Below are 16,133 nucleotides of genomic sequence, written 5' to 3'. Positions count from 1 at the left end.
GAGTCCTTATGACTATCGCCACCGTTACAGCCAACGAAGCCCAGGCGCTTATCGCCCAGGGCGCACGGCTGATTGATATCCGCGCTGCCGACGAATACGCTCGTGAGCATATTCCGGCGGCGACGCTGCTGCCATTAGAGCAACTGACTCACGGCGCGGCGCTCAATGCGCAGCCGGGAGAAACAATCATTTTTCACTGCCAGGCCGGCTCGCGCACGCAAAATAACGCCAGCCTTCTGGCCGCCGCCGCCGCGCCCGCGCAGGTTAAGCTACTGGCTGGCGGTATTCAGGCATGGCGGGCGGCGGGATTGCCGATAGTCGAAGATAAATCCCAGCCGCTGCCGCTAATGCGCCAGGTGCAAATCGCCGCCGGCGCGCTGATTTTGCTGGGAGTAGTGCTGGGATACGCCGTCAACAGCGGCTTTTTCTTGCTGAGCGGTTTCGTTGGCGCGGGGCTCACTTTCGCTGGCCTCACCGGTTTCTGTGGCATGGCGCGCCTGCTGGCGGTCATGCCGTGGAACCGACGTTAAAACGCCTGCCAGATGAGTAGCGCAATGCCGCCGAAAAGTAGCCATTTGACGATGTAGTAAACCGTTTTATTCCATTTTTTCAAACGCTTGCCGACAATGCGGATTTGATAAATGTAGCGGAAGCTGCGGTTAATCCCGCCGGTACGGTCGCCGATATCGTTCGGCGCGGCGGCGGCGCTCATTAAATTTCGCCCCAGCCAGTGGTTCACCTTCTGCGCCCAGCGGTAACGCATGGGCCGTTCGATATCGCAAAACAGAATCAGCCGGTTCTCACCGCTGGTATTTTCCGCATAGTGAATATAGGTTTCGTCAAATAGCACGCCTTCGCCATCGCGCCAGCTATAGCGTTCGCCGTCCACTTCAATAAAACAGCGATCGTCATTCGGCGTCGCCAGCCCAAGATGAAAACGCAGCGACCCGGCATAAGGGTCACGGTGGCGAGGCAAACGGCTACCATCAGGTAACGTGGCGAACATTGCCGCTTTAACCGAAGGAATGCCGCGCAGCAGTTCAGTCGTTTTTGGACATAGCTGGCTTGCGGAGGGATGCGCGTCTTCATACCATTTCAGGTAAAACCGTTTCCAACCGGTTTTAAAAAATGAGTTAAATCCGGCATCATTATATTTTTCCGCCGCTTTTATTTGCTCCAGACGCTGCAGATTAATCCCCTCTTCACGAATAACCAGCCAGTTCTTTTGTAATATCGCAAGTTCCGGGAACGTCTCCGGACGCAGAAACGGGGTATTCGGCACACGCGAAAAGAGGTACATAAACCCGTTAAGAGGAGCGGTAAAAGTTGAATGGTCGGAAAGCTGACGCCAGAAACGATAGCGAACTTTTCCGCGATAATGGACGTAGAGCACAGCAATTATAATAATAAGTAAAATGATATACTTCATATTCGCTTATCTGACCATGTTCTGTTTTGAATCATTCTGCGCCAGCAGTCTCAGTTTCACTCACCGCAGCGCCACAAAAACCATTAACAAAGATAATACATCTACCCATAAATTGTTTTAACAAAAAGCAGCACGATCGTTGAATCCGTCAGCGTCGTTGAGCTATCGTTTAGGTTCTTAGTTGTTACCAATGCTCAGGAGAGACACCATGTTTACAACAGGCGATCTGGTACAACCGCGCGTCGGCGGGCCAAAATTGAAGGTAGTGGAAGTGAATGGCGATAGCCTGATCGTTGTTCAGGCGAGTAACGAGCAGGGTGAGAAATTTACTCTGAAAGCGGTTGATGTTACGCCTTATACCGAAGAAGGCGATTTCGGCGTTTGCTAAGCAAAACGGTGGGTTTCCCCACCGTTTAAACAATCTCTGTTTAGATCAGGAAGCTCTCAAGTGATTGCCCCTGCGCTACGGCCAAAGCGATCGGCTTGGGCATACGGCCCTGGCCAGTCCAGGTTTTTTCTGCGCCGGTATGATCGGTATAACGATATTTAGCCGGGCGCGGCTGACGTTTTTTACTGCTTTTCGCCGGGGCCATTTCATGCAGCGCTAATTCATCAGGTGAAATACCGTCAGCAACCATTAATTCCAGCCAGGTATTAATTTTTTCCTGATATTCCGCCTGCTGCTGTTGCGTCTTCTGCTGCTCTTCACGTTTTTCTTCAGTGACGATCCTGAGTTTTTCCAGCATCTCTTCAAGCACGTCAGTGGAGAATTCACGCGCCATAGCACGCAGTGAGCGAATATTATTCAGTTTTTGTAACATAAAAGACATAAAGATCAAAAATCCCAAATCGAAAAAATAAAACAAGAATTACCTGGTCAGTTTAATAGATATGTATATTTATTTCCAGCCTTAGCTTATTCAAATAAATATGTACAGGATTACGCCTATGAACGCGCTGAAATTTATTGGTGGGTAATAGCGAAATAGAACATAAATACAGCCTAGCGCAGATGAATAATGCATAGTGCGACATGATAATATTCATAATGTTATATTTATAGCCACTTCAGTGAGTTATAAAATCATCGCCCGCCGTGGGGAATGCCAATAGCTTTACGACAATGAATTTAAATTCACATAATCAGAATAAAACCCATTATTTACATACAGCATCAAATGCTGATAAAAAGGCATTCATCCAGTAAATAACGCCAATAGTGACCAGTATCACATTACGTAATCAGGCGCCCGCCTTATCAACCTCCCTTCCCCTGTCATGCTTACTCGTCACCTTACAAAACAAAATCATATCTATTTGATATTAAACAACATAATCAAAAAAAGGAACAAAAGTAGCGCAAGTTAAACAAAACGCCAGCTCGCAGAGTGTTTTATCGACAAAAAGGCGATAAATAAAAATTTATAGCTAGTTGTCACTTACTATGCAGAGATATACTCTACACACATCAAAACAGGCAGCCCAAAACCGCTACACCATGCGCACTTTTCGGCGTTATTGACTTCATTTTTCGAGGAGCATACCGATGTTCTCTGCTCAATCCCGCTTGCGTCATGCGGTAGCAGACACCTTTGCAATGGTGGTCTACTGCACCGTTGTCAATATGATGATCGAAATTTTCCTCTCCGGAATGACTTTTGAGCAGTCGTTATCTTCACGACTGGTCGCGATCCCGGTCAACATTATTATTGCGGTGCCTTATGGCTTCTATCGCGACTTCGCTATGCGCCAGGCGCGCCGAATCAGCACCTCGGGATGGATGAAGAACATTGCTGATGTCGTCGCGTATGTGACTTTCCAGTCGCCGGTGTATGTATTAATTCTGCTGTCGGTAGGCGCAGACTGGCATCAAATTGCCGCCGCGGTCAGTTCAAACATTCTGGTATCAATGATGATGGGTGCAGTATACGGCTACTTTCTCGACTTCTGCCGCCGCCTGTTCCGCGTCAGCCCTTATCAGCAAGCTAAAGCCTGATCCTCATCTTTCGGCGACTGGCCGCTGCCAGTCGCCTGCTTCAAAGCAGCCCACATTAGATTATTCAGCCGTGAGACATCTGCGGCTGCGCCTCGCCAAATAGACCGTTCAGAAAACGCTCAAGCGCCATCCGCGAACTAAAACCATGTGGAATACCGTAATGCTGCTGCGCATCACCCGCCAAATAGAGCGGGAACTGTTCATAATGGTCGCAAGTTTTAATCTCGCTGGCGGGTTCCGCCAGTGAATTACTGCGCTCTTTAAGCGCCGGATGAATAACTAAAGCGGTACGCCCCATGCGCGCTTCGCGGTTCACATAAACATAATTATCGCCACGGCGATATCCATACGCTTTTTGCGTCACAACATCCATGGTGAAGCCGGCTTTTTCAAGAACACGCGCCACCTCATCGGGTCTTAAATACATACTGATTCCTCGTTATCTTTTACCGCACATTTACCTTACCTTATTCACGAATAGCAGCGCTTTCAGAAAATTCCATAAACTCCCGCAAAAGCATAATGCAAAATCATGTCCTACACTTAATAACTCGAATGGAAAAGAGGGAGAAACCAATGGCTAACCGTGTGAACCGCAACGACATTGATGAAAGCGCCGAGGATATTCATAACGAAGTCAGCCAATTAGCGGATACGCTGGAAGAAGTGCTGAAATCATGGGGTAGCGATGCGAAAGATGAAGCGGAGAACGCGCGTAAAAAAGCGCAGTCGCTGCTGAAAGAGACGCGCGCCCGCCTGAACGGCAATACCCGCCTGCGCCAGGCGGCCTATGATACCGTTGAACGCGCCCGCGATGCCGCCGGCTGCGCCGACAGCTACGTGCGTGATAAACCCTGGCAGAGCGTTGGCGCCGCCGCCGCCGTTGGGGTGTTTATTGGCGTTTTGCTTAATTTGCGTCGATAATAGTATCGATAGACTACATGTGAAGATAACAAATACGCGTCTGACCCTGCGTCCCAATGGTGCGCAGGGTTTTTTATTATTCCGCGCTGGCCAGCGCTTGCTTAAGTTCGCCTACCACTTCACGTGCCATCACCGCCGACGTGATATTGGTAAAACTCATCAATAGCCCACTCTCACCACGGCTAAGCATGCGCCAGTCGCTCAACGCCTGCACCGCCAGCCCGGCACGTTGGCAGCGACGGGCCTGCTCGCGATCGTCCCCCTTCACCGCCATCACCAGTTGGATCCCGCCGGACTGCGGTACCACCTGAAAACCCTGCGCCTGCAGCGCCGACTCCAGCCACTGCCTGCGTAACGCGTAGCTGGCGCGCATTTTTTTTAGATGACGCCAAAAATGCCCGTCATTGATGAAGTCCGCTAACGTCTGCTGCCATAAGGTCGGCACATTACAGTGGCTCAATTCGGCCTGACAACGAAACCGCGCCGCCAACGGCTGCGGCACCACCAGCCACGCGACGCGCAGCGCGGGAAACATCGATTTACTAAATGACCCGGCGTACAGTACCCGCTGTGGCGCATCAAGGCTTTTCAGCGGCGGTAGCGGCTTCCCCTGATAGCGAAATTCACTGTCGTAGTCATCTTCAATAATCCAGCTATCGCGCTGCGCCGCCCACTGTAATATCTGTCGACGTCTCTCCAGCGACAGGGCCACGCCGAGCGGGCTTTGATGCGCTGGAGTTAACAGCGCAAAGCGCGCCTGAGGATAGTGTGTCTGCGCCCAGTCGATATTCATTCCCTGTTGGTCAACCGGTACCGGATCGATATTGACCCCCGCCGCGCTAACCACCGGGCGAATGAACGGATATCCCGGATCCTCCATCCACATATGCTGCCCCGGCTGCGCAAGGGTACGCAAAATCAACGCCATCGAGGCCGCATAGTTGCCGCTAATCACAACCTGCTCCGGCTGGCACTCGATGCTGCGCGACAGGCGCAAATAGTCGACAATCGCCTGACGGAGAACCGGTTCGCCGCAGGGATCGCCGGGCGCGAGGTCGAAGCGCGATTGCGTCCGTAGCCGCCGCCCCATCACCCGCGCCCACAGCCCGCGCGGAAAAAGATCCAGTGCCGGCAACCCCATTTGAAAAGGCTGCGGCGCGGAGGATCCCCGGCCCGTCGCCGGTCGCTGAGCCGTGACCTGCCGCGGGCTCAGCCGCTCGCTGACAAAGGTGCCCGCCTGGCCGCGGCGCTCCAGCCAGCCCTGTGCCACCAGCTCGCCCCAGGCATTTTCAATCGTCGCCCGCGATACGCCAAGCTCCTGCGCATAAACTCTGCTCGCGGGCAGACGGCTTCCCGGCGCCAGCTCGCCATTCTCAATCGCTGATTTCAGCTGGCGGGCGATACGCTGGTAGTGCGGCACTTTTTTGGCTTCCATTATGGTCTGCTTTTTTCATCACAATATGGCTATCTAATGCAGTCCATTATAGTGCTATTTTGCCCGGGTCTTAGAGAGGAGAACTGCAAGATGACCACATTACGTCAGCCGTATAGCGAACTGAGCCCGGAAATCTATAAGGGGTTGGTTCAGGCCAGCATAGCGCTGGAAAAAAGCGAATTGGGCAGCATGATGGTGGAGCTGGTCTATTTGCGGGTGTCGCAAATTAACGGCTGCGCTTTTTGCCTTGAGATGCACAGCAAAGCGCTACGCAAAGCCGGCGTTGACCAGAGCAAACTGGATGCGCTGGCAGGCTGGCGCGTAAGCGCCCACTTCAGCGCCGCGGAACGCGCGGCCCTGGCATGGGCGGAATCGGTAACCGATATCGCAGCCAGCCACGCCGAAGATGAGGTGTACCTGCCTTTAGAAGAGCATTTTACGCCCCGCCAGATTAGCGATTTAACCTTCGCCATCAGCCTGATGAACGCCTTCAACCGTCTGGCGGTCGCGATGCGGATGTAATTTTCGCGTATCGACTTCCCTCCCCCGCCGGGCTAGTTGGTGGGGGATAACTTATCGAAAAACTCTATATATTGCGTGGTTGAAGTTTTAAATAACTACATCTAGTATTTCCTGAACGGTAAGCCCATAACGTTCGGCGCGATGTTTTACGCCGTCTTGTTATCTTAAATGGAAATACGAATCATGCGCATTATTATTTACACTCGAAGTGACTGCGTGCAATGCCATGCCACCAAACGCGCGATGGAGAGCCGCGGTTTCGCCTTCGATATGGTCAACATCGACCAACACCCGGAAGCCATCGACATGCTGCGCGAGCAGGGATTCCAGCAATTACCGGTGGTAATAGCCGGGGAAACCCGCTGGTCGGGCTTCCGCCCCGATATGATTAATCGCCTGCGTCCCGCCGCGGCTACGGCCAGCCTATGAGCCTCATCGTCTACTTCTCCAGCAGCTCTGAAAATACGCATCGCTTTGTGCAGCGTCTGGCGCTGCCTGCCGTGCGCATCCCGCTCAACGAGCGCGAGCGAATTCAGGTAGACGAACCCTATATTCTCATCGTCCCCAGCTACGGCGGCGGCGGAACGGCAGGCGCCGTGCCGCGCCAGGCGATCCGCTTTTTAAACGACCCGCATAATCGCCGGCTGATTCGCGGCGTCATCGCCGCCGGTAACCGTAACTTCGGCGAGGCCTATGGCCGGGCGGGAGAGGTCATCGCGCAGAAATGCGGCGTGCCGTATCTGTATCGTTTTGAGCTGATGGGTACCCAGCAAGATGTCGACAACGTGCGTAAAGGAGTAAGCGAATTTTGGCAACGACAACCGCAGAACGCGTAACCGCCGGGGCGTCTGATTTCCACGCCCTCAATGCGATGCTGAACTTATACGACAGCAATGGCCGCATTCCCCTGGAAAAGGACCAACAGGCGGTCGAAGCATTTATCCATAGCCACGTGCGCCCCAACAGCGTACCGTTCGCCGGGCTGGAGGAGAAGCTGCAATGGCTGAGCGACGAAGGTTATTACGATCCGGCAGTGCTGGCCCGCTATGAACGTCGTTTCGTGCTGGCCCTCTTCGCCCACGCGCATCAACACGGTTTTCGCTTCCGTACTTTCCTCGGCGCGTGGAAGTTCTACACCAGCTATGCCTTACGCACTTTCGACGGCAAACGCTACCTGGAGCATTTCGCCGACCGCGCCTGCATGGTGGCGCTAACCCTGGCCCAGGGTGATGAAATCCTGGCGCGACAGCTGGCCGATGAGATTCTCTCCGGGCGCTTTCAGCCAGCGACGCCGACCTTCCTCAACGCCGGTAAACAGCAGCGCGGCGAGCTGGTCTCCTGCTTCCTGCTGCGTATCGAAGATAATATGGAGTCGATTGGCCGGGCGGTGAACTCCGCCCTGCAGCTGTCAAAACGCGGCGGCGGCGTGGCGTTCCTGCTCTCCAACCTGCGCGAAGCGGGCGCGCCGATTAAACGTATCGAAAACCAATCCTCCGGGGTGGTGCCGGTGATGAAAATGCTGGAAGACGCCTTCTCTTACGCCAATCAGTTGGGAGCGCGTCAGGGGGCCGGCGCGGTTTACCTACATGCTCATCACCCCGATATTTTACGTTTCCTCGATACCAAGCGGGAAAACGCGGATGAGAAGATCCGCATCAAAACCCTGTCGCTGGGAGTAGTCATTCCGGATATCACCTTCCAGCTGGCGAAAGAAGACGCGCAGATGGCGCTGTTCTCGCCCTATGACGTTGAGCGGCTGTATGGCAAAGCCTTTGGCGATATCGCGGTCAGCGAGATGTATGCACAACTGGTGGCCGATGACCGCGTTCGCAAACGCTGGATCCGCGCCCGCGAACTGTTCCAGCGGCTGGCGGAAATTCAGTTTGAATCCGGCTATCCGTACATCATGTTCGAGGATACGGTGAACCGCGCCAACCCGATTGCCGGTCGCATTAATATGAGCAATCTGTGTTCGGAGATCCTGCAGGTCAACAGCGCCTCCACCTTTGACGAAAATCTCGATTACGCCATCGTTGGCGAGGACATTTCCTGCAATCTCGGCTCGCTGAATATCGCCCACGCCATGGATTCGCCGGACTTCGCCCGCACCGTCGAAGTGGCGGTCCGCGGCCTGACGGCGGTCTCCGATATGAGCGATATCCGCTCGGTGCCATCGGTGGCGGCGGGTAATGCCGCATCGCACGCCATTGGCCTTGGGCAGATGAACCTGCACGGCTATCTGGCCCGCGAAGGGATCGCCTACGGCAGCCCGGAGGGGCTGGACTTCACTAATCTCTATTTCTACACCGTCACCTGGCACGCCCTGCGCACCTCTATGGCGATGGCGCGCGAGCGCGGAGTACGTTTTGCCGGGTTTGAGCAGTCGCGTTACGCCAGCGGCGACTATTTCCAGCAGTATTTGCAGGGTGAATGGCAGCCGAAAACCGCCAGGGTACGCGAACTGTTCGCCCGCGCGGGCATTACCCTGCCCGATCGTGAGATGTGGCGACAGCTACGCGACGACGTGATGCGCTACGGCATTTATAACCGCAATTTGCAGGCGATCCCGCCGACCGGTTCGATCTCTTATATCAACCATGCCACCTCCAGCATTCATCCGATTGTGGCGAAAATCGAGATCCGTAAAGAAGGTAAAACCGGCCGCGTGTACTATCCGGCGCCGTTTATGACTAACGACAATCTGGCGCTGTATCAGGATGCCTGGGAAATCGGCCCGCAAAAAATTATCGATACCTATGCCGAAGCCACGCGACATGTCGATCAGGGGCTGTCGCTGACGCTGTTCTTCCCGGATACCGCCACCACCCGCGATATCAACAAAGCGCAAATCTACGCGTGGAAGAAAGGTATCAAGACGCTGTATTACATTCGCCTGCGCCAGCTGGCGCTGGAAGGTACCGAAATCGAAGGCTGCGTGTCCTGCGCGCTGTAAGGAGAACAGGATGACCCACTTATCGCGCATCAGCGCCATCAACTGGAACAAAATCGAGGATGACAAAGACCTCGAGGTGTGGAACCGCCTGACCAGCAACTTCTGGTTGCCGGAGAAGGTGCCGCTGTCCAACGACATTCCACACTGGCAGACTCTGACGGCTCAGGAGCAGCAGTTGACCATCCGCGTCTTTACCGGACTGACGCTGCTCGACACCATCCAGAATACCGTCGGCGCCCCGGCGTTGATGACCGACGCCCTCACCCCACATGAAGAGGCGGTGCTGTCGAACATCAGCTTTATGGAAGCGGTGCATGCTCGCTCCTATAGTTCGATATTCTCGACCCTGTGTCAGAGCAAGGATGTCGATGCCGCCTACGCCTGGAGCGAGGAGAACGCTCCCCTACAGCGCAAAGCGCAGTTGATGCTCAATTACTACCAGGCCGATGAGCCGCTGAAGAAAAAAATCGCCAGCGTGTTCCTCGAATCGTTTCTTTTCTATTCAGGGTTCTGGCTGCCGATGCATTTTTCCAGCCGCGGCAAGCTGACCAATACCGCCGATTTAATCCGTCTGATTATTCGCGACGAAGCGGTGCATGGTTACTATATTGGCTATAAATATCAAAAAGGGTTGGAAATCGTCAGCGCCGCGAAGCGCGAAGAGTTGAAAAATTTCGCCTTTGATCTGCTGATGGATCTGTACGATAACGAACTGGCCTATACCCGCGAATTGTATGCCGACAGCCCGTGGCTCGACGACGTCAACGCGTTCCTCTGTTACAACGCCAATAAAGCATTGATGAACCTTGGCTATGAGGCGTTATTCCCGGCGGAAATGGCCGCCGTAAACCCGGCAATTCTTGCGGCGCTGTCGCCAAACGCCGATGAAAATCACGACTTTTTCTCCGGCTCCGGTTCTTCTTATGTCATGGGTAAAACCGAAGCAACCGCCGACGACGATTGGGACTTTTAACCGCGCGATCGCTGGGGAATATATCAACATATTCTCCAGTGATCTATTTCACATTATTCTTTATTATCACACAAATAATCTACTGACCATTCCCTCGTCATATTTCCTTCATTTAAGCCAATTTTCCCATTCATTATTCATGCATAATCAAAAAATATCATCAGCCGTATATGATGGCTCAGCCCTTATATCATGGGCAATTCAGCCAGAGTTCTCCTTTCAGATTTTGGCTAGCTATTCACATCGAGGGTTGTCACAGAATCTCAGTATGTTAGGGTGTAAACAGGTAATAAACTTCACCAGGTACGATATCGATATAATTAAAGACAGGAAATCATTTATTGCATGGCAATTAAATTAGAAATTAAGAATCTCTATAAGATATTTGGCGAGCACCCGCAACGCGCGTTCAAATATATTGAAAAAGGACTTAGCAAAGAGCAAATACTGGAAAAAACGGGGCTATCGCTTGGCGTTAAAGACGCCAGTCTGGCCATTGAAGAAGGCGAGATATTCGTCATCATGGGACTTTCCGGCTCAGGAAAATCCACCATGGTTCGCCTTCTCAATCGCCTGATTGAACCCACCCGCGGACAGGTGCTGATTGACGGCGTGGATATCGCCAAAATCTCAGATGCCGAGCTTCGCGAGGTGCGCAGGAAAAAGATTGCGATGGTTTTCCAGTCATTCGCCCTGATGCCGCATATGAACGTGTTGGATAACACCGCCTTCGGTATGGAGCTGGCCGGCGTTTCCGCCGAAGAGCGCCAGCAGAAAGCGCTGGATGCGCTACGTCAGGTGGGGCTGGAAAATTACGCTCACGCCTATCCCGACGAGCTTTCCGGCGGGATGCGCCAGCGCGTCGGCTTAGCGCGCGCATTAGCGATCAACCCCGATATTCTGCTCATGGATGAGGCTTTCTCAGCGCTTGATCCATTAATTCGTACCGAAATGCAGGATGAGCTCACCAAATTACAGGCGAAGCATCAACGCACCATCGTCTTTATTTCCCACGACCTTGATGAAGCTATGCGTATTGGCGATCGTATTGCCATTATGCAAAATGGCGAAGTGGTGCAAATTGGTACCCCTGACGAAATTCTGAATAACCCGGCGAATGATTACGTTCGTACTTTCTTCCGCGGCGTCGATATTAGCCAGGTATTTAGCGCTAAAGATATTGCCCGCCGTAGCCCGGTTGGCCTGATTCGTAAAACCCCCGGTTTCGGCCCGCGTTCGGCGCTGAAATTATTGCAGGATGAAGACCGCGAATATGGTTACGTCATTGAACGCGGTAATAAGTTTGTCGGCATTGTCTCCATCGACTCTCTGAAAAGCGCGCTGAGCGAAAATCAGGGGCTTGATGCGGCGTTAATTGACTCCCCGCAGCCGGTGGAAGCACAAACGCCGCTCAGCGACCTGCTCTCCCACGTCGGCCAGGCGCCCTGCGCCGTCCCGGTGGTGGATGAAGGGCACCAGTATCTCGGCATTATTTCAAAACGCATGCTGCTACAGGCTTTAGATCGCGAGGGGGCAAACAATGGCTGATCAATCGAATCCATGGGATACCGCTGCGCCAGCGGATAACGCGGCGCAGTCCGCCGACGCCTGGGGCAACCCAACACCCGCGCCCGCTGACGGCGGCGGCGCCGACTGGCTTAATAGCGCGCCTGCGCCGCAGCCAGAACATTTCAATATTATGGATCCGTTCCATAAAACGCTGATCCCGCTCGATAGTTGGGTCACCCACGCCATCGACTGGATCGTGCTGCACTTCCGTCCGCTGTTCCAGGGGATCCGCGTGCCGGTGGATTATATTCTCAGCGCTTTCCAGCAGCTGTTGCTGGGGATGCCGGCGCCGGTGGCGATTATTCTCTTCGCGTTGATCGCCTGGCAGATCTCCAGCGTCGGCATGGGTATCGCCACTCTGGTCTCGCTGGTAGCCATCGGCGCTATTGGCGCATGGTCGCAGGCGATGGTCACTCTGGCGCTGGTGCTTACCGCGCTGCTGTTCTGCATGATAATCGGCCTGCCGCTGGGGATCTGGCTGGCGCGTAGCCCGCGAGCGGCGAAAATCATCCGCCCGTTACTTGACGCCATGCAGACCACACCGGCGTTCGTCTACCTGGTACCGATCGTCATGCTGTTCGGTATCGGCAACGTTCCGGGCGTGGTGGTGACCATTATCTTCGCCCTGCCGCCAATTGTCCGCCTGACCATCCTCGGGATTAACCAGGTACCGGCAGACCTCATTGAAGCTTCACGCTCCTTTGGCGCCAGCCCGCGCCAGCTGCTGTTTAAAGTCCAGCTGCCGCTGGCGATGCCGACCATCATGGCCGGCGTCAACCAGACGCTGATGCTGGCCCTGTCGATGGTCGTTATTGCCTCGATGATCGCCGTCGGCGGCCTCGGTCAAATGGTGCTGCGCGGTATTGGCCGTCTGGATATGGGGCTGGCGAGCGTCGGCGGGGTCGGGATCGTTATCCTCGCGATTATCCTTGACCGCCTGACCCAAGCCGTCGGCCGTGATTCCCGCAGCCGCGGTAATCGCCGCTGGTACGCCACCGGACCTCTGGGGCTGATTACCCGCCCTTTCTGTAAATAAGAGAAGGAATAACGATGCGACATACTACACTCCTTGCCACAGCGTTTACCGCCCTCGTCACGACCAGCGCGTTTGCTGCCGAGCTGCCGGGTAAAGGCATCACCGTGAAACCGGCGCAGAGCACCATTTCGGAAGAAACCTTCCAGACGCTGCTGGTCAGCCGCGCGCTGGAAAAACTGGGCTATACCGTCGAAAAGCCGAGCGAAGTCGACTATAACGTCGCCTACACCTCCATCGCCTCTGGCGATGCCACCTTTATCGCCACCAACTGGCAACCGCTGCACGATGATATGTACGCGGCGGCGGGCGGCGATAAAAAATTCTACCGTGAAGGAACCTTCGTTACCGGCGCGGCACAGGGCTACCTGATCGATAAGAAAACCGCCGAGCAGTACCATATTAAGTCCATCGACCAGTTAAAAGATCCGAAGATCGCCAAACTGTTCGATACCAACGGCGATGGCAAAGCCGACCTCACCGGTTGTACTCCAGGCTGGGGCTGCGAGGCGGTCATCAACCATCAGATTGATGCCTACGGGCTGAACAATAAAGTGGTCCATAACCAGGGCAACTACGCGGCGATGATGGCCGATACCATCGCCCGTTATAAAGAAGGCAAACCGATTCTTTATTACACCTGGACGCCGTACTGGGTCAGCGACGTGCTGAAACCGGGTAAAGATGTGGTCTGGCTGCAGGTGCCGTTCTCCTCCCTGCCGGGAGAACAGAAAGATATCGACACCAAGCTGCCGAACGGCGTCAACTATGGCTTCCCGGTGAACACCATGCACATCGTCGCCAACAAAGCCTGGACCGAGAAGAACCCGGCGGCGGCGAAGCTGTTTAGCCTGATGAAGCTGCCGATTGCCGATATCAACGCCGAAAACGCGATGATGCATGCCGGTCATGCTTCAGAAGCCGACATCAACGGCCACGTTGATGGTTGGATTAAAGCCCACCAGCAGTTGTTCGACGGCTGGGTGAAAGAAGCGCTGGCGGCGCAGAAGTAATTTCTCCCCTCTCCCCACGGCGGTTTGCCGTCGTGGGGATGCCCTTTCCCCCATAGCAGCATGAAACGAATATGCCTAAAAAAGCGGATATTCTGATTTCCCATTTTCGCGATTGTGAAGCCATCACGCCGTCTGCTAAGGTGAGCAAATCTTTCCAGGCGTAATTTTCACCAGCGTTATCAATAAGTCACCGATATGGAAACGCCTGCTCCCCGACGTCAGCGCCATTGGCTACCAACACGGGTAGGTTGCGCCGCGTTCAGGTTGAGCTTACAGGCGACGAACAGCATTATTATCCCTACGCAACTCAGCGCTTTAGCCTATGGTTTGGCATGGAAAATCGGCGTCTCGCCGGAGATTTTAAGTATTAATAGTGACCGATAATTCATTTGCTTTATTTGTCACAATAGTTATTATATCGGCTGTAATTAATGAGGTTATACCCAAATGGATAGTTCGTTTACTCCCATTGAGCAGATGCTCAAATTCCGCGCCAGCCGCCATGAAGATTTCCCTTTCCAGGAGATTCTCCTCACCCGTCTCTGTATGCACATGCAGGGTAAGCTGCTGGAAAACCGTAACAAAATGCTGAAAGCGCAAGGGATTAACGAGACATTATTTATGGCGCTGATAACGCTTGAGTCTCAGGAAAATCACAGCATTCAACCTTCCGAGCTGAGCTGCGCGCTGGGTTCGTCACGCACTAATGCCACCCGTATCGCCGACGAACTGGAAAAACGCGGCTGGATCGAGCGTCGTGAAAGCGACAACGATCGTCGCTGCCTGCATCTACAGCTAACCGACAAAGGTCATCAATTCTTGCGCGAGGTATTACCTCCGCAGCACAACTGCCTGCACCAGTTGTGGTCTTCTTTGAGCACTGCGGAAAAAGACCAGCTGGAGCACATCACCCGCAAACTGCTTGGCCGCCTCGACCAAATGGAAGAAGACGGCGCGCTGGCGGGATCCCTGCGCTAAGCACGGAGCCGCACAACATTTTGAGTTGCAAGGAACACGGTCAGGCCAGCAGATTTTCTGCTGGCCTTTCTGGTAAACAGGTCGGCTCAGCCGATGTGAAATAATAAGAATGTAAAATTGTGGAGAATCAGATGAGCGAAAATGCGGCGAGCCAAACTCCGCAGCAATCAGGCAGCAAGAAAGGGAAACGCAAAGGCGCCCTTCTGCTCCTGACCTTGCTCTTTGTTATTGTGGCCGTAGCCTACGGCATTTATTGGTTTTTAGTACTGCGTCATTATGAAGAGACCGATGACGCTTATGTGGCAGGGAACCAGGTACAGATCATGGCGCAGGTTTCCGGTAGCGTCACCAAGGTCTGGGCCGACAACACCGACTTTGTGCAACAAGGCGATCCGCTGGTCACCCTCGACCAGACCGACGCCCAGCAGGCGTTTGAAAAAGCCAAAACCCAGCTGGCGGCAAGCGTGCGCCAGACTCGCCAGCAGATGATCAACAGCAAGCAGCTGCAGGCGAATATTGACGTCAAAAAAACCGCCCTCGCCCAGGCGCAGGCAGACCTTAATCGCCGTATCCCGCTGGGCGCCGCGAACCTGATTGGCCGCGAAGAGCTGCAGCACGCTCGTGACACCGTCGCCAGCGCCCAGGCCGAACTCGACGTCGCTATTCAGCAGTACAACGCCAACCAGGCGATCGTACTGGGCACCAAACTGGAACAGCAGCCTGCGGTGCTGCAGGCGGCGACCGAAGTCCGCAACGCCTGGCTGGCGCTGCAGCGTACGCAAATCGTCAGCCCGATTAGCGGCTACGTTTCCCGCCGCTCGGTGCAGCCTGGCGCGCAGATTGGCACCACTACCCCGCTGATGGCGGTGGTTCCGGCCACCAACCTGTGGGTTGACGCCAACTTTAAAGAGACCCAGCTTGCCCATATGCGTATCGGCCAGCCGGCGACAATCGTCAGCGATATCTACGGCGATGACGTGAAGTACACCGGTAAAGTGGTCGGCCTGGATATGGGTACCGGCAGCGCCTTCTCCCTGCTGCCGGCGCAAAACGCCACCGGCAACTGGATCAAAGTCGTCCAGCGTCTGCCGGTTCGTATCGAAATAGATGCTAAACAGCTGGCGCAACATCCGCTGCGCATCGGCCTGTCGACGCTGGTTGAAGTAGACACCAGCAATCGCGAAGGCGAGATGCTGGCAAGCCAGGTACGTAGCTCGCCGGTCTATGAAAGTAATGCCCGTGAAATCGGCCTTGAGCCGGTAAATAAACTGATCGACGGTATCATCCAGGCCAACGCCGGATAATTCG

The 16,133-nt window shown here is 54.2% G+C and carries 18 protein-coding genes and 1 pseudogene; 15 read left to right on the top strand and 4 right to left on the bottom strand.

Going from position 1 to position 16,133, the window contains the following annotated elements:
* Window positions 1-8 precede the first annotated feature (8 nt).
* Entirely contained in the window at window positions 9-530 is a 522-nt protein-coding gene (locus KGA69_RS11805; RefSeq protein ID WP_063447421.1) for a rhodanese family protein, read from the top strand.
* Here the strand turns inward: KGA69_RS11805 and lpxO are convergent.
* Window positions 527-1,429 carry a lipid A hydroxylase LpxO gene (gene lpxO, locus KGA69_RS11800; RefSeq protein WP_045395192.1) on the bottom strand — a complete coding sequence of 301 codons (903 nt, stop codon included), beginning with the start codon at window positions 1,427-1,429 and terminating at the stop codon, window positions 527-529. The two genes, KGA69_RS11805 and lpxO, sit on opposite strands and share 4 nt — an antisense overlap.
* Before the next feature lie 208 nt (window positions 1,430-1,637).
* Between lpxO and KGA69_RS11795 the strand changes: the two genes are divergently transcribed.
* Window positions 1,638-1,817: a hypothetical protein gene (locus tag KGA69_RS11795; RefSeq protein WP_045395194.1), complete on the top strand. Its 180-nt coding sequence runs from the start codon at window positions 1,638-1,640 to the stop codon at window positions 1,815-1,817.
* A gap of 40 nt (window positions 1,818-1,857) precedes the next feature.
* On the opposite strand, the gene stpA is transcribed toward KGA69_RS11795, so the two are convergent.
* Window positions 1,858-2,259, bottom strand: a complete 402-nt coding sequence (gene stpA / locus KGA69_RS11790) for a DNA-binding protein StpA (protein ID WP_045395232.1) — start codon at window positions 2,257-2,259, stop codon at window positions 1,858-1,860.
* Between the two features lie 716 nt (window positions 2,260-2,975).
* On the opposite strand from stpA, the gene alaE reads away from it, so the two are divergent.
* On the top strand, window positions 2,976-3,425 hold the full coding sequence (alaE, locus tag KGA69_RS11785; RefSeq protein ID WP_015370082.1) for an L-alanine exporter AlaE: 450 nt from the start codon (window positions 2,976-2,978) through the stop codon (window positions 3,423-3,425).
* Between the two features lie 64 nt (window positions 3,426-3,489).
* Here the strand turns inward: alaE and KGA69_RS11780 are convergent, their stop codons facing one another.
* Window positions 3,490-3,852 carry a DUF2002 family protein gene (locus KGA69_RS11780; protein WP_015370081.1) on the bottom strand — a complete coding sequence of 121 codons (363 nt, stop codon included), beginning with the start codon at window positions 3,850-3,852 and terminating at the stop codon, window positions 3,490-3,492.
* Window positions 3,853-4,001: 149 nt separating this feature from the next.
* Here KGA69_RS11780 and KGA69_RS11775 point away from each other — a divergent pair, with 149 nt between their 5' ends.
* Window positions 4,002-4,349, top strand: coding sequence for a DUF883 family protein (locus KGA69_RS11775; protein WP_015370080.1), 348 nt, complete (start codon window positions 4,002-4,004; stop codon window positions 4,347-4,349).
* 76 nt (window positions 4,350-4,425) lie between these two features.
* Here KGA69_RS11775 and KGA69_RS11770 read toward each other — a convergent pair whose 3' ends face one another.
* Entirely contained in the window at window positions 4,426-5,784 is a 1,359-nt protein-coding gene (locus tag KGA69_RS11770) for a MocR-like pyridoxine biosynthesis transcription factor PdxR (protein ID WP_213293111.1), read from the bottom strand.
* Between the two features lie 90 nt (window positions 5,785-5,874).
* Between KGA69_RS11770 and KGA69_RS11765 the strand changes: the two genes are divergently transcribed.
* From KGA69_RS11765 to emrA, 11 genes and pseudogenes are all read left to right on the top strand, one after another.
* The gene (locus KGA69_RS11765) at window positions 5,875-6,306 is read left to right on the top strand and encodes a carboxymuconolactone decarboxylase family protein (RefSeq protein WP_045395198.1); all 432 of its coding nucleotides are present in this window, start codon (window positions 5,875-5,877) and stop codon (window positions 6,304-6,306) included.
* Window positions 6,307-6,489: 183 nt separating this feature from the next.
* Window positions 6,490-6,735, top strand: coding sequence for a glutaredoxin-like protein NrdH (gene nrdH / locus KGA69_RS11760; protein WP_045395200.1), 246 nt, complete (start codon window positions 6,490-6,492; stop codon window positions 6,733-6,735).
* Window positions 6,732-7,142 carry a class Ib ribonucleoside-diphosphate reductase assembly flavoprotein NrdI gene (nrdI, locus tag KGA69_RS11755; RefSeq protein ID WP_045395202.1) on the top strand — a complete coding sequence of 137 codons (411 nt, stop codon included), beginning with the start codon at window positions 6,732-6,734 and terminating at the stop codon, window positions 7,140-7,142. Before nrdH ends, nrdI begins: the two co-directional genes overlap by 4 nt.
* Window positions 7,115-9,259, top strand: coding sequence for a class 1b ribonucleoside-diphosphate reductase subunit alpha (gene nrdE, locus KGA69_RS11750; protein ID WP_049061298.1), 2,145 nt, complete (start codon window positions 7,115-7,117; stop codon window positions 9,257-9,259). The genes nrdI and nrdE overlap by 28 nt, the downstream gene beginning before the upstream one ends.
* A gap of 10 nt (window positions 9,260-9,269) precedes the next feature.
* A complete protein-coding gene (nrdF, locus tag KGA69_RS11745) occupies window positions 9,270-10,232 on the top strand; it encodes a class 1b ribonucleoside-diphosphate reductase subunit beta (protein WP_015370074.1) in 963 nt (320 codons plus the stop codon).
* Between the two features lie 345 nt (window positions 10,233-10,577).
* Window positions 10,578-11,780 (top strand): glycine betaine/L-proline ABC transporter ATP-binding protein ProV, encoded by a 1,203-nt coding sequence (gene proV, locus KGA69_RS11740; protein WP_045395207.1) that lies wholly within the window; start codon window positions 10,578-10,580, stop codon window positions 11,778-11,780.
* Entirely contained in the window at window positions 11,773-12,837 is a 1,065-nt protein-coding gene (gene proW / locus KGA69_RS11735) for a glycine betaine/L-proline ABC transporter permease ProW (protein ID WP_045395210.1), read from the top strand. The genes proV and proW overlap by 8 nt, the downstream gene beginning before the upstream one ends.
* A gap of 14 nt (window positions 12,838-12,851) precedes the next feature.
* A complete protein-coding gene (gene proX, locus KGA69_RS11730) occupies window positions 12,852-13,847 on the top strand; it encodes a glycine betaine/L-proline ABC transporter substrate-binding protein ProX (protein WP_045395213.1) in 996 nt (331 codons plus the stop codon).
* Between the two features lie 228 nt (window positions 13,848-14,075).
* A pseudogene (locus tag KGA69_RS24315) lies at window positions 14,076-14,231 on the top strand (hypothetical protein); the annotation flags it as partial.
* A gap of 63 nt (window positions 14,232-14,294) precedes the next feature.
* Window positions 14,295-14,825, top strand: coding sequence for a transcriptional repressor MprA (gene mprA / locus KGA69_RS11725; protein ID WP_015370069.1), 531 nt, complete (start codon window positions 14,295-14,297; stop codon window positions 14,823-14,825).
* A gap of 131 nt (window positions 14,826-14,956) precedes the next feature.
* Window positions 14,957-16,129: a multidrug efflux MFS transporter periplasmic adaptor subunit EmrA gene (gene emrA, locus KGA69_RS11720; RefSeq protein WP_015370068.1), complete on the top strand. Its 1,173-nt coding sequence runs from the start codon at window positions 14,957-14,959 to the stop codon at window positions 16,127-16,129.
* Window positions 16,130-16,133: the final 4 nt, after the last annotated feature.

Source organism: Klebsiella sp. A52 (genome assembly GCF_018388785.1).
GTDB lineage: Bacteria > Pseudomonadota > Gammaproteobacteria > Enterobacterales > Enterobacteriaceae > Klebsiella > Klebsiella aerogenes.
This window is presented reverse-complemented; position numbering and strand designations above follow the sequence as displayed.